This window comes from Caldicellulosiruptor changbaiensis (assembly GCF_003999255.1).
GTDB lineage: Bacteria > Bacillota > Thermoanaerobacteria > Caldicellulosiruptorales > Caldicellulosiruptoraceae > Caldicellulosiruptor > Caldicellulosiruptor changbaiensis.
Genome location: NZ_CP034791.1, coordinates 1,124,748 through 1,147,747, shown reverse-complemented (window position 1 = coordinate 1,147,747; position 23,000 = coordinate 1,124,748). Strand labels below are relative to the sequence as shown.

Below are 23,000 nucleotides of genomic sequence, written 5' to 3'. Positions count from 1 at the left end.
CTTTTATTCTCTTTTCACCTCATTTGCAGCAATGCTGCCAAGTATCCCATTTACAAAGCTTGGTGCTTTCTCTACACCAAATATACTCGATAAGTCGACAGCTTCATCTATTGCAACAGATATGGGAATCTCCTCTTCAAACAAAAGTTCATAAATAGCAATCCGCATAAGTTCTAATTCCACCATTGGAATTCTGTTCAAAGGCCAATCCTTAGAATATTTCTCAATAAGATTATCTATGAGTTGCTGATTCCGAATAACGCCTGTCAAGAGCCTTTTTAAATACTCTTCATCTATCTCTTTAAAATTCTCATCTGGATTTAACTCTTTGAATTTGTTTAGAAACTCGATGATATCATATTCATTATTTTGAAATCTATATGCATATAATATCTTCATACAAAGCTCTCTTGTTTTTCGTCTTTTATGCATCGCCCTTCTCTTCCAACCCCTTTTTTACCATGGTAAATGTTTGTCTAAAAACTCTAACAATTTCTTCTTTTCAAAATAGCGACCACCAATAAATACCCCTACTGCTATACATAAAAATATAAATAATGCCTTCCAAAAACCAAAGATTAGAACAAATATAGCAAAAACAAGTCCTATAACTCCGCCAATTACCTCACCTATATGTTTTAAAACAAATTCTAATATTAATTTCATACCAACACCCCTACCTCAAATGAGTAATGGATGTCTGAGGGGCAACCATATCTTTAACATGCAAATTCACACTTTTAACCGGAATACCTATTGAGGTTTCAACATGATTCTTTATAGCATTTTGAACCTCTTTTGTCAACTCAGGTATATTTACATCATTTATCACAAGTGCATCAACATGGTATTCAACACCACTTTCGTCAAACTCTATCTCAATGGTTGCATCCTTTATCCCTTTTATATCCTTTATAGCACTGTAACCAGCAGACTCAAATGTCTTTGGTGATATGACAAGATTGCCAAGCTCATTGGTATGAATTATTCCAAGCCTCACTCTTTTCTTTTTAATTCCAATAAACATCACAGCAAAGCCCATTACTATAATTGCTAACGGTACAAGTCCATAAATGGGATTGTTTATATATTCATAAACTGCACTTTGTACTATATCAACACTAAACACATTAAGAGGTAATAATATTGCAAAGATTGCAGCCACAATAACTATTAATGTAAATATTGTTAATAATATTCTCTCACCAATCTTCATTTGTATAACTCCTCCTTGCAAAAATGAGAGTAAATCTCTGGATGACCAGAGATTTACTCTTCTGATCCTTCCTTTTGCTCTTCTTTTTCAAATTTTATTCCTTGAACGTGGATATTTACTTCAACAACCTTTAATCCTGTCATGCTCTCAACTGCATTTTTGACCCTTTCTTGTATCTCCCAGGCAACTTCTGGAATTCTGACACCATACTCTACTGTTATGTAGATGTCAATTGCTGCTTCCTTTTCTCCAACTTGTACTTTAACACCCTTTGCCAAGTTCTTTTTCCCAAGTGCTTCTGTGATATTACCCGTCCATGAACCAACCATTGAGGCAACGCCTTTTACCTCTGATGCTGCAACTGCCGCAATAATTGCCACAACCTCTTCAGCAATCTTTACAACTCCACCAGTGGTCTCATTAATAATATTTTCTGACATCTCAAATAGTACCTCCTTATTTGATAAAAGTTTTTTCTTTACTATTCATATTATACCCTACAGTTTTTTATTTTAACAGATTTTATTATTTTCATTGAGAGGCAGATGTTATCCTAATCTTATTCACCGCTACTTTAAAAACATTCATAACCACATTTTGTACTTGAATTGCTTGTTGTTTTGATAGTCTCTTTTGCGTTACCACATAAATAATATCACGAGAGGATAGTACTATACAATCACCTATACCTTTTGAGCTCAAAATACTTTCACATATCATCTCTTTATTGTTGTTGTCAACTATGTCGGAAATTTTCTTATCAATCAACTTTTGACTATCTTCATCCAACTTTTCACTAAGAAGACTTCTCAGAGTATTTACTTCTTTTGAACGCTCAACTTCACGCTTTAATTTTATCTCACTCAGAACATTTTCACTACTCGTCTTAACTTCTTTACTCACCTCTATTACAGAGGGATTTAGCTTTTTCTTGTTACTATTTTCTATTCTTGAGTTGATAATACCAACAATAATTACTAATATAACAAGCAAAACCAATGTTATCTGTCTTTTGTTATAAACCTTTATAAAAATCTTTTTATTCATTTTATAAACACCTCAACTTTATCAGGAGTTATTCCCAAAACCGCTGATGTGGCTTTTATAAGCCCTATGTAAACCTTTTTCTCCCTTGCTCCTTCTGAGACAATTGCAACACCTCTTACCTTCGGATATATCTTTTTTACAATAAACGGTTTTGATTCATTTCCCTGTTGGACCAGCACTACTTTGCTATCAACCTCTTCCTCTGTTGAGATTTTGTTTTCCTCCTGTTTTTCACTTCTGACATTTTTTCGTGTTTCAGTTGCAACAACATATTCATAGCAGTCATCAAAGGTTATCATAACAGAGACATTCTTTGTAGGGTCAATTTCTTTTAAAATTTTTTCAAGCTTTTTCTCTACTACTTCCTCATATTTTTCTTCTTGTTGATTTTGCTCGCTTTCTTTTACCATTTGCTTGGGCGCTGTGGAAAATGTTGCAGAAACTACAAGTATCAAAAGTCCACAAACTCCCAAGAATATTAATATATCTTTGTTCTTTAAGGTTTTTTCTATTACAGATTTTAACTTATCTGGACTGATTGTCATCTTTAACCTTCACCTCTTCAAATTCTATTTTATCTTTACTCATACCATATTGATTCTTTAAAATGTTAACAATTTTTTCATTGTAATCACCTTTAATTTTTATTTTCTCTACTCTGCCAAACTTAGGCATATTCAAATCTTCACAGATTTTAAGCAAGACAATTTCAATATCCATACCCGTCTCAGCCTCTATTTTCTTTTTAATATCTTCTTTTAATCTATCCTTATACTCATCTACCAAGCTTTGCTTGTACAGGTCTTCAGAATATATCTTTTTTTCTTTAAATTCATCTTCAAGTTTATTTATGCTCTCCATAAATTGAAGCTTTAGATTTCCTGATCTTTCTAAAATGGGAGTCAATATGATCAAGACTATACAAATGCCTAAAAAAATCTCAATATACTTCCTATAGTTTTCTGGAATCAAGACCTCAAGAATTAAAATCACTATCACTACATAAAACAGGTTTGCTACTGTTTGATTTATAAAATCTTGCACCATTTCACCTTCCAACCTGAACAATGAATAAAACTGTTGAAAATGTAATTACAAACACCAACAGAGAAGCAAATACAATTGAAAAAATCAAAAGGATATTGTCGGCATAATCATCCAAAAACTGGGCAAAACGCGAATCAGAAATAATTCCAACAAAGGCTGCAGTGAGCCTGAATAAAAGCGAAATAATTAAGATTTTGAGAAGTGGAACTCCAACAATGAGCAGCAAAGTAAGAAGCCCTACTACACTTATTGTATTTTTTATAATTCCAAGGCTGCCAGCTAAGGTATCTGCTGCATCAGATAGAATCTTACCAACAAAAGGCACAAAATTCCCCACAGTGTATTTAATTGACTTTGCAACAAGGTTGTCCACTGTAGCTCCGGTAAAACCTTCTATAGAAACAATGCCAGTGAACACTACAAGTCCAATTACAATTGACCAAAGAAGAACTGTCTTTAAAAAACTAAGAAGTCGCCTCAGATTAAACCTTCCACCATCTATATTTGAAAGGATACTGATTACAATATAAACATTTACAATCGGTAATATAATATTCTTTAAAAACTCGGATGAAAATACCAACGCAAATACTATCTTGGGGCTGAGAGAAGCAGCATATGTAGCATATCCCATTGTTGCTAAAGTCGAGATGAGAATAGGAAATATGGCTTCTACAAAGCTATTCCCTTTTTGGATAACCTCATTTGCATATAAAAGTACATCCTTTAGATTTTGAAGCACTATTGTAGATAAGGTGAGGAAAAAAGCTAAAAAGGTTGTTTTTCCGAGACCTTGATTTTTTAAGCTGTTTTGTACACTATAGATTAGAGTATATATCAGTGTTACCACCAAGATTGTAGCTATTTGTTTTAATGTTGCATCTATTTCTGAAAAAAGCTTGTCTTTTATAAGTCTAAATATCTCTATATTGAGTTTTCTCCCATTCAATACACCATCTATGTAATCTTTAACATCATTCTCAGCAGTTTTATTTACTATGTGTTTAGTTTTTTCGATATAACTCTGTGATATTTTCGAGGCTTGACAAAATTCACATCCCAAAATCAAAGATATAAAAAACGCAAGTGCTATAACCTTTTTCATATCCATTTTTAGATTTTCCTTTTACTTATTTTAGAAACTTTAATATTACCTCAAACAAACCCAAAATTAAAGGTAGAGAGAGAAATAGTATCAAAATCTTTCCTGCAAACTCAAGCTTTCTCGCAATTGCTTTTTCTCCACTGTCTTTACAAACACTTGCTGTATATTCTGAGATTAAAGCTATCCCTGTCATCTTAAGCAAAGTTTTTATATAGGTATTTGCATATGAGATTTTTGTGCTCATCTCTGTTATCTTTTCTACAATATAGGCAAGCTTGTCAACAACCAAGATAAACACCAAAACGCCAAATATCACAGTTATTACGATTGCAATTTCTTTTTGAGTTCTTCTTAAAATGCTCACTATAAGCATGGAAACTATGCAAAGTACGACTATATTAAATATCTCCATCTCTACCACTCAACCTAAAAGAGATTAAATACAGACTTTACTGTATCAAAGAATCTTTTAATGAGGTCAATAATTAGAAAAAGTACAATTATAACTCCAACCAAAGTTGTCATCATTGCAAGTTCTTCTTTTTCTGCCTTGACAAGTACCTGATTTACAAGGTAAAGTATTATTCCAATTACAGCTATTTTAAATATCAAGTCTATTCCATTCATTCAAAGCCACACCTCAACATCTTATAAAAGTAATATACAAATTGACACTCCACAAAAAAGACCAAGCAAAGTAAACATTTTCGAGTTTTTGTTGTACTTTTCTTTGTGAATTTCATAATATTCCCGCAGCTCCCTAATACCCTCATCTATTATCCTGTCTATCTCACTAATAGAAGAGTAACCAATTGAGTTAAAAAGGTTTAGTATAAGCTTGTGCACATTTTCATCAAGCTGGTATACATTTTTCACATCTAAAAGAGCCTTTCCATTCTGCTTATAATAATATTCCAAAATAGTGGTATGTGCAGAAAATACTTTTGATTTAAATCTATTTAAAATTTCAAAAAGTGTGAGGCGCGTTGTTAAAATATCAGCCCTTGCAAAACTAAAAAAGTTTATAAAAAGGTTTATTATCCTGAGTTGTTCTCTTAACTTTAAAGTTTTAGAATACCCAATGAGAAGTGAAGAGAAAATTATTAAACTTGAACCAATTAACTTTAACATCATCTTATTTATCACCCAATGTTATTATTTCTTCTACTGTACCTGGACCATCCTTAGAACTTAAAAATATCACCTTTTCAAAAACATTTTGTTCAAGAACCCTTTTTGAATACGTCCTTTTTTTAAGTTCATGCAGATTTTCCCCATGCATAGTTGCAATGACTTTTACACCCATTTTAGAAGCTTCAGCCACTGCTAAATAGTCTTGAGGACCGCCAAGCTCATCCATAGCAATTATCTGTGGATTTAGACTTCGGATTGCCATAAACACACCGTTTAATTTGTCCACACCATCTAAAACAGATGTTCTGGTACCAAGCTTGCTTTGTTCTTGTGAGTATGTGCTTATCTCTGACCTCTCATCAATTACAACAACTCTGAAACCACCAAAAGATAGATTAATTTCTCCATTGCTTAAAATCCTTACAATATCCCTCAAAAGAGTGGTTTTACCACAGCCAGGCGGTGATACTATGAGAGTGTTATATATGGATTTTGATGGATTTAAAATATGCTTTATCACCTTAATGCCAATTCCTTCAATGCTTTTTGCAACTCTTATATTAAGACCTGTGATAGAATTTAGCGAAATTATTCTTTTACCATCTGAAGTAAATTTACCAGCAACACCTATTCTATGTCCACCCTCTATAGTAAAATAGCCTTGAAGAATCTCTCTTTCATAACTAAATAAAGAGTTGTTAGTAAGCGCTCTTATAGCTGAGTGGAGAAGCTCTTTTGTTATTATCAAATTCTCAAAGATATACTCCTCATTTCCCAAAACAATAAGAGGACAAAATAAATTTATCCTTATTTCATTGATTTTGGAAGTACCTTCCTGTTGAAATCTTTTCTGTATATTACTGTAAATCTCACAAGGGAGTTTTTCTAAAAGAGTATGTATAGAATTAGTTTTGAGTTTTACAATAGTAAATCACATCCTTATTCATTTGTTTTATAGTAAATAATTATTATGTTACCTGCAATTTTATGAAAAAAAATTAAGAGGCTACAAAACTCTTTTCCCTGCAGCCTCTTTTTTTTTCAATTATTCTTCTAAAGTGAAGCTAATTCTGTCAATAGAAATGGCTTTGCCAGTTGAATCATCAATTTCAAACACAATTCCATTGAACTGAGCTTTTCCTTTGGCCACTTCAAACTTGACAGGCAACATAGTAACAAATTTTTGAATTACAATCTCCTTATCAACCCCTAAAACTGAATCACAAGGACCAGTCATTCCAATATCTGTGATATACGCTGTCCCGTTTGGAAGAATCTTTTCATCGGCTGTTTGGACATGTGTATGTGTACCATACACGCAAGAAACACGTCCATCAAGGTAAAAACCTAAAGCAATTTTTTCAGATGTTGCTTCAGCATGAAAATCTACAATTATTATATTTATGTCAAGCTTTTTTAAAATCTCGTCACTTTTTCTAAACGGGCAATCAAAGTTGTCCATAAACACACGCCCACACAGATTTATCACCGCAAACTTAATATTGTTTTTTTCAAAAATGTTATAACCTCTACCAGGTGTTGTACCTTCCGGATAGTTTGCAGGCCTTATGATACGCTGCTCACTGTCTATAAATGAAAAAATCTCCTTATTAGACCATACATGATTGCCCATTGTCATAATGTCAATTCCTATATCAAATAGCTCATCAGCAACCTTTTTGGTAAGACCATTTCCACCAGCTGCATTTTCACAATTTGCTATAACAATGTCTATCCTATAATTCTCCTTGACCTTTGAGAGGGAATTCTTGAGAATATTTCTTCCTGGCCTTCCAACAACATCGCCTATTGCTAAAAATCTCATTCCAAACCTCCAAATTTTTTAAACTAAAAAAGGATTTATAAAAAGCGTGTTCTGTTCAAAAGCTTGAACAAAACACGCTTTTCTTTCTCACTTTGCATATTCAACAGCTCTAACTTCACGAATGACATTTACCTTTATCTGTCCAGGGTAATCAAGCTCACTTTCAATTCTTTTCACTATCTCTCTTGCCATTATGACAATATCATCGTCACTGACATGATCTGGTTTTACCATAATTCTTATCTCTCTACCTGCTTGAATAGCATATGCTTTCTCAACACCATCAAATGAGTTTGCAATTTCTTCAAGCTTCTGAAGTCTCTTTATATACGACTCAAGAGATTCTCTTCTTGCCCCTGGTCGTGCTGCTGAAACTGAATCAGCAGCTTGAATTAACACATTGTAAATTGACCTTGTTTCCATCTCTCCGTGATGTCCACCAATCGCTTCCAGGACATCAGGGTTTGTTTCTTTATACCTTTTTGCAAGGTCATAACCAATTAAAGCATGAGAACCTTCAACCTCATGGTCAACAGCTTTACCAATGTCATGCAAAAGCCCTGCTCGTTTTGCAATGCTCTGGTCAAGTCCAAGTTCTGCTGCCATGATACCTGCAATGTTTGCAACCTCGATAGAGTGAGCAAGTACGTTTTGACCATAACTTGTTCTGTATCTAAGCTTACCAATCAACTTTATAAGCTCTGGGTGAAGGTTGTGAATACCAAGTTCAAATACAACTCTTTCGCCTTCTTCACAAATTTTGTTTTCAACTTCACGTTTAGCTTTTTCATACATTTCTTCAATTCGCGCAGGATGGATTCGACCATCCAAAATCAGCTTTTCTAAAGTGAGTTTTGCAATCTCACGCCTTATAGGATCAAATCCTGAAAGAATCACAGCCTCTGGAGTGTCATCGATAATTAGATCAATTCCAGTGACAGTTTCAAATGTCTTGATATTTCTTCCTTCTCTTCCTATTATTCTACCTTTCATTTCGTCATTTGGTAATGTTACAACAGATACAGTGTTTTCTGCCACATAATCTGAAGAGTATCGTTGGATAGCAAGTGCAATGATTTCTCTGGCTTTTTTATCAGCCTCTTCTTTTGCTTGTTGTTCTAACTCCTTAATCATAAGTGCAACATCGTGTTTTACATCCTGCTCAACACTCTTTAGGATAATCTGGCGTGCTTCTTCTTGGGTAAGTCCAGAAATTCTTTGAAGCTCTTCCTGCTGCTTTTGTTTTAATAGTTCTATTTCCTCTTGTAGTTTTTGCACATCCTTTATTTTTTGATTCAACTGCTCTTCTTTTTCCTCAACAGCAGCCATTTTTTTATCAAGCATCTCTTCTTTTTGGATTAGCCTTCTTTCAAATCTCTGAAGCTCTGCACGCCTTTCTCTTACTTCTCTGTCAAACTCGCTTCTTGCTCTGTGAATCTCTTCTTTTGCTAAGAGTGTTGCTTCTTTCTTATATGCCTCGGCTTGTTTTTTTGCCTCCTCGACAATTCTTTGGGCTTCTTGTTCAGCACTTTTTATTGTCTTTTCTGCAATCTTTTTTCTATATAAATAGCCCAAGAAAAAGGCAACTATTGCAAGAGCTATACTGACTCCTGCAGTAATTATTAACTTTAATGTATCACTAATCTTTTGCACCTCCTTCTTTTTAGCTTGGAAGTCTTAAAACTGTCACAATTAAATTTTATTACTTTTTGCACAGAGTGTCAACAACAGTGATTTTTCAATAATCTAAGTATTCCCTAATTTTTTCTACTATTGTATTGTAATCATATCCTCTTGCAACAAACCATTTTATTAATTTCAAAATCTCTTTATTGTCAGGCTTTTTGAGATGTCTTAGCTTTCTTTGTAAAAGTTTATCAAGAAGCCGTAAGTCACTTTCAGGGCTGAGATTTAGTTGAGAGATTGTAGAATTTTTAAATCCATTTTTCTTAAGAATATTTACTATCTGAAGATTGGATTTAGACCTTTGATACTTTGCCACAAGTTTTTTGGCGGCAGAAAGCTCATCAATATACCCTATCTTAACAAAATAAGCTACCGCCTCAGCAGCAGTAGCTGAATCATATCCTTTGTCAAGCAGATGTTTATAATACATGAACTCAGACCTCATTGGATACCTTGTAAGATAGCCAACAAGATCTTGTTTTGCCTTTTTTAGATTGTCCTCAAAAATAAGTAGACTAAGAGTTTTTTCATCAATATCCTCCAATTCATATACTCTTTTTTCAAAATAGATATCCTTGTCTATCGCAAACTCTCTTCCATCTTCGAGGATTATCAAATACCTTTCACCATGTAACTTTTTATCCAATATCCTCATTTATTTCACCACTTAAAAGAAAGTCATCTTCGGGTATTTCAGCTGTTGTCTTTATCTTCTCAAACGCAAGATTTGCATTTTGTTTTATCTTTTCAATTATCTCTTGCATAATATCAGGATTTTCTTTTAAAAACTGTTTTGCATTTTCTCTGCCTTGTCCTATCTTTTGACCATTGTAAGTATACCATGCGCCACTCTTTTGGATGACGTCAATGTTGACTGCAACGTCCAAAACATTTCCTTCCTTTGATATTCCTTCACCATATATTAAATCAAACTCAGCCTCTTTGAACGGAGGCGCAACCTTGTTTTTAACAACCTTTACCTTAACTTTTGTTCCAATTGGTTGACCTTGCTGTTTTATAATCTCGCCTTTTCTGACCTCAAGCCTGACTGATGCGTAGAACTTCAGCGCTCTACCACCTGGTGTTGTCTCAGGATTGCCAAACATCACACCAACCTTTTCTCTTAGCTGGTTAATGAATATAACTGTGGTCTTTGTTTTGCTTGTAATCCCTGCAAGCTTTCTTAGTGCTTGTGACATAAGCCTTGCTTGAAGTCCAACATGGGCCTCTCCCATCTCTCCATCAATCTCTGCTTGTGGCACAAGTGCTGCAACCGAGTCGACAACAATAACATCAATCGCATTACTTCTCACAAGTGCTTCAACAATCTCAAGCGCCTGCTCACCACTGTCTGGCTGAGAGACAATGAGATTGTTTATGTCTACCCCCAGCCTTTTTGCATAAAATGGGTCTAAAGCATGCTCAGCGTCAATAAACGCTGCTTCACCACCCATCTTCTGCGCCTCTGCTATTATGTGTAGTGCAATTGTTGTTTTACCAGATGACTCAGCACCGTATATCTCTACAATCCTTCCTCGTGGAACTCCTCCAACACCCAGCGCAATGTCCAAAGAAAGTGCTCCTGTTGGAATTACGTCAATGTTTTCTTTGGCCATCTCGCCAAGTTTCATAATGGCACCTTTGCCATATGCCTTTTCAATCTCCATGATTACCCTGTCTAAGGCTTTCTTCTTATCTAAGTTTTCCATTTTAAACCTCCAACTTTTCGAACAAATGTTTAGAATTATTATATAATTTTGAAGCAAACTTTTCAATAATTAATTATGGTCTTTCTGAGAATGTCTAAAGCAGCCTTTGAAGCAGTCTCTTTAATCCTAAGCCTATCACCTGAAAATCTAAACTCAAAACTGTCAATATAATTTTTTGTAGCAACTCCAATATATACAAGCCCTACTGGTTTTGTCTTTGTTGCTCCAGTTGGTCCAGCAATTCCAGTTGTGGATATTGCAATATCTGCCAAAGAATTTTTTAGAGCACCTTGAGCCATCTGCTTAGCTACTTCATGACTCACAGCACCAAAATTCTTTAATGTTTCTTCTGATACTCCCAGCTCTTTTACCTTTGCTTCATTTGAGTATGTTATAAAACCTCTGTCAAAAACATTTGACGCACCAGGAACATTTGTAATTTTGTTACATATGAGTCCACCTGTACATGACTCTGCTACAGAAACCTTAAGACCTTTTTGCAAAAGCATCTCAACTACAACCTCTTCTAAAGTCTGATTATCTATACCATAGATATACTCACCAAGCAAAGCTCTTATCTTGCTTTCCATTTGGTCAAGTATATCTTTTGCTAAAGCTCCGTTACTTTTTTTCGTTGAGATTCTCAGTTCAACCTCAAATGGTTTTGCGTACAAAGCTAAGCTCGGGTCTGACTGGTTGTGTATAAGTTCACTTAACCTCTCTTCAATAGATGACTCACCAATTCCGATGAATTTTAAAACTCTTGAATATATCTTCTCTTTAGAGAATTTTTCTAAATAAGGCACAACATACTCTTCGAACATGGGCTGCATCTCAAATGGTGGACCTGGCAGTAAAATTGCTATTTTACCATCTTTCTCAATTATAAGTCCCGGTGCAGTACCATGCCTGTTTTCCAATATGATGCTATCCTTAGGAACATATGCCTGTTTTTTGTTAATTTCTGGCATCTTTACACCACGGTGTTTAAAGTACTCTTCAATCTTATTCAAAACCTCTTGATTTAGTATAAGCTTCTTTCCAAAATATTCGCACACAGCTTCCTTTGTAATATCATCAGATGTTGGTCCAAGTCCACCAGTAAAGATAAGTATATCTGATCTTTTGAGTGCGATGTCGATAGCACTTTTGAGCCTATTTAAATTGTCACCAACTGTTGTCTGAAAATATAAGTCTATTCCTAAGCTTGCTAACCTTTGCGAAAGATACTGTGCATTTGTATTCACTATCTGACCAAGCAAGAGCTCTGTACCAACACAGATTATCTCAGCCATCATCTTGAAAAATCGCCTCACTTTTTCGTAAAGTCTATTACTCTCCAATTAACCCGTATATAGTCAACACCTGAATAGATAGTGAGTATCACAGCAACCCATAAAGCTATCTTGTCAAAAGGAAAATCTAGAAATCTAAAAGGATAGTTGTCAACCAAAAGTAACACTATTGCAATAATCTGACTTATCGTCTTTAACTTTCCCCAAATGTTAGCAGAAATTACTATACCTTCTGCAGCAGCAACCATTCTAAGCCCTGTTACAATAAATTCTCGTCCAATTATTATCATAGCTATCCAAGAAGAAATCTTTTGAAGTTCAACAAGTCCAACAAGTGCTGCTGTAATCAACAGCTTATCTGCAAGCGGGTCAAGAAATTTTCCAAAATTAGTTACAATCTTTTTAGAGCGCGCAATATACCCATCCAGACTGTCTGTTATAGCTGCAATAATGAAAATAACTGCGGCTATCACTTTTGAATATGAAATGTTATAATTGAGTAAAAAGAACATAAATATAGGAATCAACAATATCCTTATACTTGTAATTATATTAGCAATATTCATCAAATTACCTCTCCTACCAAATCATACTCAAACGCATCCAATATTTTTACAACTACAAACTCTCCAGGTAAAAGTTTTCGCTTAGAAAACACAATAATTTTCCCGTCAACCTCAGGAGCTTCAAATTGGCTTCTCGCAATGTAAAAGTTATTCCTATCTCTGCCTTCTATAACAACCTCATACTTTTTGCTAATTCTCTTTCTATTTCTTTCCAGTGAAATCTTTCTTTGAAGATTTAAAATCCTTTCATATCTTTTGACCTTTGTCTCATCATCTGTTTGTGGTAAATCAGCAGCAGGTGTTCCCTCTTCTTGGGAATACATAAATGCACCAAGCCTATCAAACTTTGCCCACTTGACAAACTCATAAAGCTCTTCAAACTCATCTTCTGACTCTGTTGGGAATCCAACCATAACTGTTGTCCTTATTACAACCTCATCAAATGCTGACCTTATTCTTTGAATGAGCTCTTTAATACCTTCCGATGAGGTCTTTCTGTTCATTAGTTTTAATATTCTGTTATTAATGTGCTGAATTGGTATATCAAAGTATTTAACAACTTTTGGAAGACTCTTTACAATATTTAAAAGCTCATCGTCAATGTCTTCTGGATAAGAGTATAAAAATCTAATCCATTTTATGTTATCAATCTCACTTAATTTTTGAAGCAATGTTGCTAACATCTTTTTTTGATATATATCTATTCCATATTTTGTTGTATCCTGAGCAGTGAGTACAATCTCTTTATAACCATCCTCAGAAAGCCTTTTTGCCTCCTGAATTATATCATCTATATATCTACTTGTGTAATTTCCCCTAATCAACGGTATTGAACAATATGAGCATCTATTGTTGCAACCTTCTGCTATTTTTATGTAGGCATAAAACTTAGGGGTTGCAATAAGGCGTGGCGTTGAGCTTGTATAGATAAATGTAGGTTTGTCGTCAAATACTTGGAGTTTGCTCTCCCCCTCATAAAGTTTTTTGATTACATCTGGAAGTTTCAACATCTCTTTTACACCAAGGATTGCATCAACCTCTGGCAGCTCTTTTAAAATATCGTCTTTATAGCGTTGTGATAAACATCCTGTGACTATTAAAAATTTGCACTTTTTATTCTTGTACTCAGCCATTTCTAATATGGTGTCAATCGACTCTTGTTTTGCATCATTTATAAACCCGCATGTATTAATAACAATGACATCAGCATCTTCAGCATTTGGTGTGATCTCAAACCCAGCTTCTTTGCACGCCCCCATCATTATTTCACTGTCAACAAGATTTTTGTTACACCCAAGTGATACAAAACCAACCTTTACCAAACTAAACTCCTCCATTTTTTACTATCTTTTATATAAGCCCGTTCTGAAGTAGTGTTGCAAAAAGTGTATTTTTCATAAGCATCGCAACTGTCATTGGTCCAACACCACCTGGTACTGGCGTTATGTAAGATGCAACCCTTCTTACAGTTTCAAAATCTACATCACCTACTATCTTTTTTGTGGTCTCATCCCTGTTTATTCCAACATCAATTACAACAGCCCCCTCTTTTACCATATCAGCAGTTACAAATTTTGGCTTGCCCACTGCCGCAACCAATATATCTGCAGTCTTGCATATGTCTTTTAAATCCCTTGTGTAAGAGTGACATATTGTCACAGTAGCATTTTCCCTTAGAAGTAAGAGGGCCAAAGGTTTTCCTACTATATTGCTGCGTCCTATCACAACCGCATGTTTCCCTTTGATTTCTATATTTTCTCTTTTCAAAAGTTCTATCACACCAAATGGTGTGCATGGTTTGATACTATATTCAAAATCTATACCTGTTGCAAGCATACCAACATTCATAGGATGAAAACCATCAACATCCTTTTGAGGCAAAATTTTCTTACAAACTCTTGACTCATCCAAACCGTTTGGTAATGGAAGCTGTACTAAAATACCATTAATCTTTGGATCCTGATTTAGCTTTTCAATAAGATTTTCAAGCTGCTCTTGAGTCGTAGTGGTATCCAGTGCATACTCTACTGAATTTATTCCCAGCTCTAAACACGTTCTTTTTTTTGAATTAACATAACTTCTTGAAGCAGGGTCATTGCCGACAATTACAACAGCCAATGTTGACTCTATTCCCTTTTCTTTTAACTTTTCTATCTCACTTTTTACCTCCTCTTTTATTCTCTGTGCCATCTTTTTGCCGTCGATTATCTTTGCTGACACTTCTCTTACCCCCGTCTTGTTTTTTTGGAGCAATTAAGCAGTTTTTCCCATAGCCAATCAAATCTTCCCTATTTGCAAGTTTTAATGCTTCATACACAAGATCATAATTTTCAGGATTATTAAAATGAAGCAACGCCCTTTGCATCATTTTTTCTTTCAAGGTTTTGGGTACATATACCTTTTCTAATGTAAAAGGATTTAAACCAGTATAGTACATAGTAGTTGAAACTGTTCCTGGTGTTGGATAAAAGTCCTGAACCTGTTCAGGAATAAAACCATTTTTCTTCAAGTAAAGAGCAAGTTCAATTGCATCGTTTAATGTACACCCTGGATGCCCTGACATCAAATAGGGAATTATGAACTGTTTCTTTTTAAGTTTCTTGTTAGTTTTAAAATATTCTTCTACAAACCTCTCATAAACTTCTTTTGATGGTTTACCCATATATTTTAACACATTATTGCAAATATGTTCAGGTGCAATTTTTAACTGGCCAGAAACATAATAGCGACAAAGTTCTTCGAGATATTTTTCATAATTCTTGTCAAGTAAAAGATAATCATACCTTATTCCCGAACGAATGAACACTTTTTTTACACCTTTTATTTTTCTTATCTTCTCGAGCAGCTCAAAGTATTCCCTGTGGTCCACAACCAAGTTTTTACAAGGTGTTGGAAACAGACACCCTCTGTCTTTGCAAGCACCTCTTTCAAGCTGAAGACTGCAAGCAGGATTTCTGAAGTTTGCAGTTGGGCCTCCAACATCGTGAATATACCCCTTAAAATCAGGAAGCTTGGTGAGCTTTTTTACTTCTTCTAAGATTGACTTTTCACTTCTCTTTTGAATTATTCTTCCTTGGTGAAAATGCAGAGCACAGAAATTACATCCACCAAAACATCCTCTGTGAGAAACAATACTAAATTTTACCTCTTCAAGAGCTTTAATTCCGCCATCTTTTTCGTAGATTGGATGGTAATTACGTTCATATGGCAAAGAATACACATAGTCCAATTCTTCTGTTGTAAGAGGCTTTGCAGGTGGATTTTGAACAAGATACAGGTTTTTGTGAGGCTGCACAATTATCCTACCCGTAAAAGGATTCTGTTCTCTGTACTGAATAGCAAATGCTTCTGCGTATGCCTCCTTGTCTTCTTTTACCTTTTCATAGCTGTCAATAACTATATAATCCTTTCCTTCAAGATGAGAAAGGTCTTTTGCAACATAACACGTTCCTTGCACATCTTTAATTTGTCTTAAATCCTCGCCTTTTTTTAGCCTTGGTAAAATTTCAAATAACGGTTTTTCCCCCATGCCAAATATCAGAAGGTCAGCTGCACTGTCAATTAAGATAGATGCTCTTACCTTATCAGACCAGTAATCATAGTGAGCAAACCTTCTGAGTGATGCCTCGATTCCTCCAATTATAATGGGAATATCACCATATTCCTTTCTTATGAGATTACAATACACAATTGTAGCCCTGTTAGGACGCAAACCCATCTTCATCCCAGGTGAGTAATAATCCTGACTTCGCGGTTTTTTGAATGAAGTATAATGCGCAACCATTGAATCAAGATTCCCAGCTGACACTAAAAAAGCAATACGTGGTCTACCTAATATTGTAATACTCTTTGAATCTTTCCAATCTGGTTGAGGAATAATTCCTATTCGGAATCCAAAATCCTCAATTATTCTCGAGATTATAGCATGTCCAAAAGAAGGATGGTCTACATACGCATCACCACATACAAACACAAAGTCAAGCTCATCCCAGCCGCGTCTTTTCATGTCCTCTTTGCAGATTGGCAAGAAAGCCACAATACCATCACTCCATGTTCATAAGCATCTCGTCAAATTGTTCTTTTGTAATTAAAACTTGACGCTTTCCACCACTATCTATTCTACTCACAATTCCTCTTTCTTCCATTTGGTCAAGAAGGCGTGCAGCTCGTGAATATCCAATTCTTAGTTTTCGCTGCAAAAACGAAGTTGAAGCATTTTGTGATTCAACAACAATCTGTATAGCTTTTATCAAAAGTTCATCTGTCTCTTGTTCTTTAATATTTGAAATCTTATTGTTTATCTCATCGATTACCTCTTGGTTGTACTCAATTTTAAAATTCTGTTTTAAAAACTCAACAACTTTCTCAACCTCAGATTCAGAGACATACGCACCCTGAACTCTTATTGGTTTTGCTAAACCCATTGGAAGATAGAGCATATCCCCTCTTCCCAACAGCTTTTCTGCACCTGATTGGTCCAATATAGTCCGTGAATCAACCTGTGATGAGACAGCGAACGCAATTCTTGACGGTATGTTTGCCTTTATAAGTCCTGTTATAACATCAACAGACGGCCTTTGTGTTGCCACAACCAGATGCATTCCAGCTGCTCTTGCCATCTGTGCAAGCCTGCAAATTGCATCTTCAACTTCAGCTGGAGATACCATCATAAGGTCAGCAAGCTCATCAATCACAATTACAACAAATGGGAGCTTTTCCTGACCATTTTCCTCGCACCATTTATTGTAACCTGAAATATCTCTTACTCCTGCTTGGGCAAAGAGCTTGTATCTATTTGTCATCTCAGAAACAGCCCACGAAAGTGCGTTTGCTGCCTTTTTCGCATCTGTTACAACAGGTACTAAAAGGTGTGGTATTCCATTATAAAGGCTCAATTCCACAACTTTCGGGTCAATTAAAATGAGTTTCACCTCATCAGGTCTGCACCTATATAAGATGCTTATAATGAGCGAGTTTATACACACACTTTTTCCAGAACCAGTTGCACCAGCAATCAAAAGATGAGGCATTTTGGTTATATCACCTATAATAGGTGTACCTGCAACATCTTTCCCTATCGCAAAAGGAATCTTGGTAACCTGTGTATAAAATAGCTGGTCTTCCAATAGCTCTCGAATTAAGACAGGTTGTGGTTCTTTGTTTGGAATTTCTATTCCAATTGCAGACTTATTAGGAATAGGGGCTTCAATCCTTACAGAGGGCGCTGCCAAAGCCAAGGCTATATCATCTGAAAGACTGACAATTCTGCTCACTTTCACACCTTGGCCAGGCTGAATTTCATATCGTGTTACAGTAGGTCCTACATTTACCTCATTAACCTTGGCCTCTATACCGAAATTCTTTAACGTTTCTTCAAGTTTTCTAATGTTCTCGTTTATATCCTTTTTAGAGACAGAAATATTCTCACTTGGCCTTTTTAAGTATTCAAGTGGCGGATATAAATATTCTCCATTTTCTGGCCTCTTTTCTTTTTTGTCCACAGATTTTGCTCTATTTCTTGACTTTGGCAGGTTAACAACTATCTCCTCAGTTTTTTTTTCTTGGATTCCTATATCCTCTTGATAGTTATAAAAGCTCTCCATTTTTGGCTTGGTATTTTCTTCGCTTTTCTTATCTTGGTTATTAATATGCTCATTCTTTGCTTTTCGGTATTTTATAAACTTTCTTATTGAAAAACTAAAAACTACCATACTCAGGATTACTAATATTGAGATGCACACTATAAGCGTACCGGTATAACCAAACAAGGTAATAAAAGGGTATGTAAGTATGCTTCCAAAAACTCCAAACCCCTTAAATTCTAAGCCTTTAAAATAAGAGTCTTTTAAAACCTTTACAAAAGAATTAGACATTGGATATAGTGACGCTTGTAAAAAGGTTGTCCCTAATATAAACGCAAGGACTATGTAAGTAAAAATTGTGACATCAGTTTTTGAAAAAACTTTAGGTCTTTTAAGAATAGAATCAAGAGAAACATAAAGTAAAAATCCAAGTATTATAAAGACTCCTATTCCAAAACATCCAAGAAGCACCTTTTTGATAAACTCACCAATTATCCCTACTTTATCTGTAAAAATGGAAAATGTGCAAAAGACAAAAATAAAAAATAAAAAGGTGCCGAAAATCTCAGCATTCAATCTATCAAAAACCTCTTTTTTTATTCTATATCTCTTTTTTTTCTCCACTGTCTTTGCTCTCATCAAAAACTCACTTCACCTTTTGAATAATCCTCATAATTTTCTAAGTATATTATAGCCCTTTTCCAAAAAAATAAAACCCCTAAAATTGACAAGGGGTTCTTTACACCTTTTAAACATTTGAACCAAGCAAAAGAGGTTGAATTTGCTTTCCAGAAAGTGCTTGAACTATCGTCGGTATTAAAAGGTCATACTCAGCAACAAGCGAATTTGGCTTTGAAATTGGGTCATCTTGCCTAAAAGGCACAAAATAAATATTTTTGCTATTTATAAGAGTTGCAAGGTTTTTGCAATTTAGCCCAAGTGCATCATTTGTAGATATTGCAATCACTACAGGTTTTTGATTTCTAAGTTGCGCTTTTGCACACATAACAGTTGTCTCATCAATAATACCATTTGCAAGTTTTGCAATGAAATTACCAGTTGCAGGGGCAATCACCAATATGTCAAAAAGATCCTTAGGTCCAACTGGTTCTGCTTCGACAATACTGGTTATTGGCTTGTTTTCACAAATATTTATTATTTTGCCCATAATCTCTGAAGCCTTCCCGTACCGAGTATCAGTTATCTGTACTTTCTCACTAAAGATTGGAGTTATAAAAGCTCCTTGTTCTTTGAGTTTTCCTATAATAGGTATTATTTTATCAAATGTACAAAACGACCCTGTAAGAGCAAATCCAATCTTGACATTATTAAGACTCAATTTTCTCTCCCTCCAATTCATCTAACAAATTTAAAAGAACCTCAACTATATACTGGGCAGCAGTTTTTGGTGCAACTTTGCCAGGAAGAGAAAGCGCATGAACAGCCTCTATTTCCTTTTGTTTTGCATATTCAAAGTCAACACCACCTGGTTTTGAAGCAAGGTCAATGACAAGAGTATCTTTTCTTATATTATCTATAACTTCTTTGTCAATTACCTTTGCCGGAATGGTATTTACAATCAAATCCATTTTAGCAACATATTCCTTTAACTCTGATAATTCAACAGGTACATAGCCTAATGCCTTGCACCATGTTAAATCTGAAATTTTTCTGGCAGCTACAAACAGACTGCACTCAAAAGCTTTTAATATCTTTGAGAGTATTTTACCTATTCTCCCGTATCCCAATATCAAAACATTTGAAGAGTGAAGAGCTATTGGCATTTTTTCAATAGCAATACCAATAGCACCCTCAGCTGTGGGAATAGCATTTAGAATTGCCAGTTCTTCTTTTTCGTATAAATCGTAATATTTTACCTTTTTTAGCTCACAAAATCGTTTTGTATTCTCTGGTATTACACTTGCAATAAGTGGTATACCCTTTTTGCACAGATTCTCAACAAGTTCTTCTATTTCTAATAGTCTTTTTGAAAAAGGCGAAAATATATATTTTCCATCCTGTGAAAATGGAATAGGCCCAACTATCACATCTGAATTCTCTACAATTTCTTCTAAACTATCTGTAATATTGAATTTTTGCATCTGACCTTCTTGTTCTTGGTCGATTGCACACATCCAAATATCAAAGCCCTTCTCAATTAGACTTTCAGCCACATTTAAAATTCTCTGATCACCACCTACAAATCCTATATGTTTTTTCATTCCTATCTTCCCTCTTAACTTTCCAACAAAGCTAATATAATCTATGTCTCTTGATAAAAAATGGTGCTTGTCTAAATAATTAAAAATAAAAAGCCCCCAGCATAACCACTTCCATTGACAAAAGTTATACTGGAGGCATTTAACACAACAACTTTATTTTTGTATTGTAATCTTTCTTCACTTACCTTTTTACAATCTCCTTGCCATGCTCAAATGCCCTTTCCAAAACCTCTTTCCTGTTTTTCACAGTTTCTAATTCATTTAACCCATCTGTTACAATAATACCCTTGACATCCCTCGCTAATCTTCATTAGAGCAAAAAGCCTGTCTAAAACCAATTTGTTCTGAGCTGTAACGTAACCCACAACACCATCTATCTGATGTAATGTATCATATAGTTTTTTCATACCATCTTCTTGCCGATAAACTCAATGTTGCTGACAATAGCTACAACTCTGATAACTTTTAATATAAACCTCTTTTAGTATTCTTTAAAAAGCATTTTTAATTAAATTTATATCTAATACTTCATTTTTGACATTCATATACACTTCAACAACATCAAATCTATACATACAATTTTTTACTTTTTGTCTTTGAACAAAATACTCAGCAACTCTTTTTAAATGTCTTTGTTTTGTCATAGTAACTGCTTCAGAAGGATAGCCAAATTTAAGACTCCTTCTTGTCTTTACTTCAACAAAAACAATGGTATCCCCTTCTTTTGCTATAATGTCAACCTCTCCAAGCTTGCACCGAAAATTCCTAAGTAAAATTTCATAGCCCATTTTCTTCAAAAACTCTACTGCCTTTTCCTCACCACTACTCCCCAGTTCTTTTTTGTTCATGGGTTTTTATCTCCATTTTGAGTTATTTTGTCTAAATATCCAATAAAGACTAAGATTTGTGCTACTACTTCATAAAGGTCTTCAGGAATATATTGCTGCAGTTCTAAATTGAATAACCTCTCTGCTACATATTGGTCATGGTAAATAGGAATGTTTTTCTCTTTTGCCTTCTCTAAAATCCTTTCTGCAACAAGTCCTTGACCTTTTGCTATGACTTTAGGCGCTATTTCCTTGATATCATACTTTATAGCAACTGCTTTCTTTTTTTTCTTCTCTTTCATTATTTTACACCTTCATATCAATTTTTTGAATAGGAGCTTCACACATCAAAAAATCTAATATTACATTTGTTGTTGAAGTATCTTCCATTTTATAGTCAATCTCGAGCTTATATCCTCTTTCTTTCAAAGCAGAGATGAGTTCATTTGCTTTACTTTCAATTAATTTTAAAGTAAAGAGCCTATCTGAGGCAATCATTGCTTTAAAGGTATTTTGTGAAATCTTTTTTACATAAACACCTATACAGCCCAAAGTTTGTGTGTTTATTCTTATCATTACTGAGTTCACTTTCATATTAGTACCCTTTTTCCTATTAACAAAAAATTGAAGTTCAAAAGGCTTTTCATTTATGTTTAGCTTGAAATTAAAAATGTTTAAATAAAAGCTACCAAAGTCAAACTGGACATTTTCTTTCTGATTAAATCTCAAGTCATTCAATATCTGAACTACCTTTTGCTCAAACGCTTTATCATCTCTACTTAGAAGTTTGAATAAAAAAAAGCCTTCTTTTGTGTTTATAATCAAATTTTCTTTATCCAAATCCTGACCTTGATGCTTGTTGGCAAATACCTTATTTAGGCTGTCCAAAAATTTGTTAAGCTGGGCTCTTTCCATCATAAACTCTTCTTTTGTAATTGGCCTTTTTGCAAGTATCAAACTCAGAATAGCCAAAAAATCCTTTTCTTCTTTTGGCTCGATTCGGATATTTGAAAAAATGGACAAAATAATGTCTTTAAACTCCTTGTTTACGACCGTCTCTTTAGGAATCAAAATAAGCCCTTTTTCCTTATCAAATACGAACAGAAAAAGATTGTTATCACCACTAAAAATTTTACCTTCTTTTATTTTCCCTTGTAGATAAAATGTATTCAACTCATTTTCTATTTCAAATGTCTTCTCACCAACTTTTATAATTAGTCTTTCTAATTCACCTTCTTTTTCTATTGTAATAGTCCCTAAAAATACTTTGTTTCTCTTGGCAAATTCTAAAAGAGAGTTTGGAATTTTATCTGATTTAATAAAAAGAAAGCTTTCTGGTTTTGTAAATCTAATCAAATTCTCTATTTTATTCGAAATATCTCTTTCAACATCTGAATTTTGAGATTTTGCAAATGTAATATTACTTAAATTGTCATTCGAGCTTACATCTGAGTTGGTTCTGGTATTTTGGGGTAACAATTCGACAATCTTAAAAGTCAATTTACCATCTTGGTACCTAGGACTGCTCAACCAAACTTTATCACCCTCTTTGAAAGAAAATGAAGATAGGTTTTTTGCCACAATGGTTTGAGAGTTTATATTAAGAATTAAATTGTCACCATTTACATTTATAATCTCACCAGTTATCTGGTGATTGGAATTGTCAATAAGATTCAATATTTCATTTATAAGATTTTGCCTATAAAGCGTTATATAGTTATTTATCTCATTCATTTTTA

28 protein-coding genes are annotated in these 23,000 nt (G+C 34.4%); all 28 read right to left on the bottom strand.

Going from position 1 to position 23,000, the window contains the following annotated elements; all coding sequences use genetic code 11:
- Positions 1-3: 3 nt before the first annotated feature.
- Positions 4-432 carry a transcription antitermination factor NusB gene (gene nusB, locus ELD05_RS05520; RefSeq protein ID WP_127351646.1) on the bottom strand — a complete coding sequence of 143 codons (429 nt, stop codon included), beginning with the start codon at positions 430-432 and terminating at the stop codon, positions 4-6.
- Between the two features lie 24 nt (positions 433-456).
- Positions 457-666 carry a DUF2273 domain-containing protein gene (locus ELD05_RS05515; protein WP_127351645.1) on the bottom strand — a complete coding sequence of 70 codons (210 nt, stop codon included), beginning with the start codon at positions 664-666 and terminating at the stop codon, positions 457-459.
- A gap of 10 nt (positions 667-676) precedes the next feature.
- The gene (gene amaP / locus ELD05_RS05510; RefSeq protein ID WP_127351644.1) at positions 677-1,216 is read right to left on the bottom strand and encodes an alkaline shock response membrane anchor protein AmaP; all 540 of its coding nucleotides are present in this window, start codon (positions 1,214-1,216) and stop codon (positions 677-679) included.
- A 53-nt stretch (positions 1,217-1,269) separates the two neighbouring features.
- On the bottom strand, positions 1,270-1,656 hold the full coding sequence (locus ELD05_RS05505) for an Asp23/Gls24 family envelope stress response protein (RefSeq protein ID WP_127351643.1): 387 nt from the start codon (positions 1,654-1,656) through the stop codon (positions 1,270-1,272).
- A gap of 91 nt (positions 1,657-1,747) precedes the next feature.
- Positions 1,748-2,263 carry a SpoIIIAH-like family protein gene (locus ELD05_RS05500; protein ID WP_127351642.1) on the bottom strand — a complete coding sequence of 172 codons (516 nt, stop codon included), beginning with the start codon at positions 2,261-2,263 and terminating at the stop codon, positions 1,748-1,750.
- Positions 2,260-2,808, bottom strand: a complete 549-nt coding sequence (locus ELD05_RS05495) for a hypothetical protein (protein WP_127351641.1) — start codon at positions 2,806-2,808, stop codon at positions 2,260-2,262. Before ELD05_RS05495 ends, ELD05_RS05500 begins: the two co-directional genes overlap by 4 nt.
- Positions 2,789-3,310: a stage III sporulation protein AF gene (locus ELD05_RS05490; protein WP_241243626.1), complete on the bottom strand. Its 522-nt coding sequence runs from the start codon at positions 3,308-3,310 to the stop codon at positions 2,789-2,791. Before ELD05_RS05490 ends, ELD05_RS05495 begins: the two co-directional genes overlap by 20 nt.
- 1 nt (position 3,311) lies before the next feature.
- On the bottom strand, positions 3,312-4,421 hold the full coding sequence (locus ELD05_RS05485) for a stage III sporulation protein AE (protein WP_127351640.1): 1,110 nt from the start codon (positions 4,419-4,421) through the stop codon (positions 3,312-3,314).
- A 19-nt stretch (positions 4,422-4,440) separates the two neighbouring features.
- Entirely contained in the window at positions 4,441-4,827 is a 387-nt protein-coding gene (gene spoIIIAD / locus ELD05_RS05480) for a stage III sporulation protein AD (protein WP_127351639.1), read from the bottom strand.
- A gap of 14 nt (positions 4,828-4,841) precedes the next feature.
- A complete protein-coding gene (spoIIIAC, locus tag ELD05_RS05475) occupies positions 4,842-5,042 on the bottom strand; it encodes a stage III sporulation protein AC (protein WP_039764475.1) in 201 nt (66 codons plus the stop codon).
- A gap of 21 nt (positions 5,043-5,063) precedes the next feature.
- Entirely contained in the window at positions 5,064-5,549 is a 486-nt protein-coding gene (locus ELD05_RS05470) for a stage III sporulation protein AB (protein ID WP_241243625.1), read from the bottom strand.
- 1 nt (position 5,550) lies between these two features.
- Positions 5,551-6,417, bottom strand: a complete 867-nt coding sequence (locus ELD05_RS05465; protein ID WP_307720921.1) for an AAA family ATPase — start codon at positions 6,415-6,417, stop codon at positions 5,551-5,553.
- A gap of 177 nt (positions 6,418-6,594) precedes the next feature.
- Entirely contained in the window at positions 6,595-7,374 is a 780-nt protein-coding gene (locus tag ELD05_RS05460) for a TIGR00282 family metallophosphoesterase (RefSeq protein ID WP_127351637.1), read from the bottom strand.
- Positions 7,375-7,461: 87 nt separating this feature from the next.
- Positions 7,462-9,027, bottom strand: coding sequence for a ribonuclease Y (rny, locus tag ELD05_RS05455; RefSeq protein WP_127351636.1), 1,566 nt, complete (start codon positions 9,025-9,027; stop codon positions 7,462-7,464).
- An 85-nt stretch (positions 9,028-9,112) separates the two neighbouring features.
- A complete protein-coding gene (locus ELD05_RS05450) occupies positions 9,113-9,715 on the bottom strand; it encodes a regulatory protein RecX (RefSeq protein ID WP_127351635.1) in 603 nt (200 codons plus the stop codon).
- Positions 9,699-10,769, bottom strand: a complete 1,071-nt coding sequence (gene recA / locus ELD05_RS05445; RefSeq protein ID WP_039764479.1) for a recombinase RecA — start codon at positions 10,767-10,769, stop codon at positions 9,699-9,701. Before recA ends, ELD05_RS05450 begins: the two co-directional genes overlap by 17 nt.
- A 62-nt stretch (positions 10,770-10,831) precedes the next feature.
- Positions 10,832-12,067: a competence/damage-inducible protein A gene (locus ELD05_RS05440; protein ID WP_127351634.1), complete on the bottom strand. Its 1,236-nt coding sequence runs from the start codon at positions 12,065-12,067 to the stop codon at positions 10,832-10,834.
- A 14-nt stretch (positions 12,068-12,081) separates the two neighbouring features.
- Complete coding sequence (gene pgsA, locus ELD05_RS05435) at positions 12,082-12,630, bottom strand: CDP-diacylglycerol--glycerol-3-phosphate 3-phosphatidyltransferase (protein WP_011917654.1); 549 nt, start codon at positions 12,628-12,630, stop codon at positions 12,082-12,084.
- A complete protein-coding gene (gene rimO, locus ELD05_RS05430; RefSeq protein WP_127351633.1) occupies positions 12,630-13,952 on the bottom strand; it encodes a 30S ribosomal protein S12 methylthiotransferase RimO in 1,323 nt (440 codons plus the stop codon). Before rimO ends, pgsA begins: the two co-directional genes overlap by 1 nt.
- Positions 13,953-13,980: 28 nt before the next feature.
- A complete protein-coding gene (gene folD / locus ELD05_RS05425; RefSeq protein WP_041722587.1) occupies positions 13,981-14,850 on the bottom strand; it encodes a bifunctional methylenetetrahydrofolate dehydrogenase/methenyltetrahydrofolate cyclohydrolase FolD in 870 nt (289 codons plus the stop codon).
- A complete protein-coding gene (locus tag ELD05_RS05420; RefSeq protein WP_127351632.1) occupies positions 14,786-16,666 on the bottom strand; it encodes a YgiQ family radical SAM protein in 1,881 nt (626 codons plus the stop codon). Before ELD05_RS05420 ends, folD begins: the two co-directional genes overlap by 65 nt.
- Before the next feature lie 7 nt (positions 16,667-16,673).
- The gene (locus tag ELD05_RS05415; RefSeq protein WP_011917658.1) at positions 16,674-18,851 is read right to left on the bottom strand and encodes an FtsK/SpoIIIE family DNA translocase; all 2,178 of its coding nucleotides are present in this window, start codon (positions 18,849-18,851) and stop codon (positions 16,674-16,676) included.
- Between the two features lie 109 nt (positions 18,852-18,960).
- Complete coding sequence (locus tag ELD05_RS05410; protein WP_011917659.1) at positions 18,961-19,551, bottom strand: dipicolinate synthase subunit B; 591 nt, start codon at positions 19,549-19,551, stop codon at positions 18,961-18,963.
- Positions 19,541-20,434, bottom strand: a complete 894-nt coding sequence (gene dpsA / locus ELD05_RS05405) for a dipicolinate synthase subunit DpsA (protein ID WP_011917660.1) — start codon at positions 20,432-20,434, stop codon at positions 19,541-19,543. The genes ELD05_RS05410 and dpsA overlap by 11 nt, the downstream gene beginning before the upstream one ends.
- Positions 20,435-20,691: 257 nt before the next feature.
- The gene (locus ELD05_RS13995; RefSeq protein ID WP_164742582.1) at positions 20,692-20,841 is read right to left on the bottom strand and encodes a hypothetical protein; all 150 of its coding nucleotides are present in this window, start codon (positions 20,839-20,841) and stop codon (positions 20,692-20,694) included.
- An 84-nt stretch (positions 20,842-20,925) separates the two neighbouring features.
- A complete protein-coding gene (locus tag ELD05_RS05400) occupies positions 20,926-21,282 on the bottom strand; it encodes a YraN family protein (RefSeq protein WP_127351631.1) in 357 nt (118 codons plus the stop codon).
- Entirely contained in the window at positions 21,279-21,563 is a 285-nt protein-coding gene (locus tag ELD05_RS05395) for an EscU/YscU/HrcU family type III secretion system export apparatus switch protein (protein WP_039764490.1), read from the bottom strand. The genes ELD05_RS05400 and ELD05_RS05395 overlap by 4 nt, the downstream gene beginning before the upstream one ends.
- A gap of 4 nt (positions 21,564-21,567) precedes the next feature.
- Complete coding sequence (locus ELD05_RS05390) at positions 21,568-22,995, bottom strand: hypothetical protein (protein WP_127351630.1); 1,428 nt, start codon at positions 22,993-22,995, stop codon at positions 21,568-21,570.
- Between the last annotated feature and the right edge of the window lie 5 nt (positions 22,996-23,000).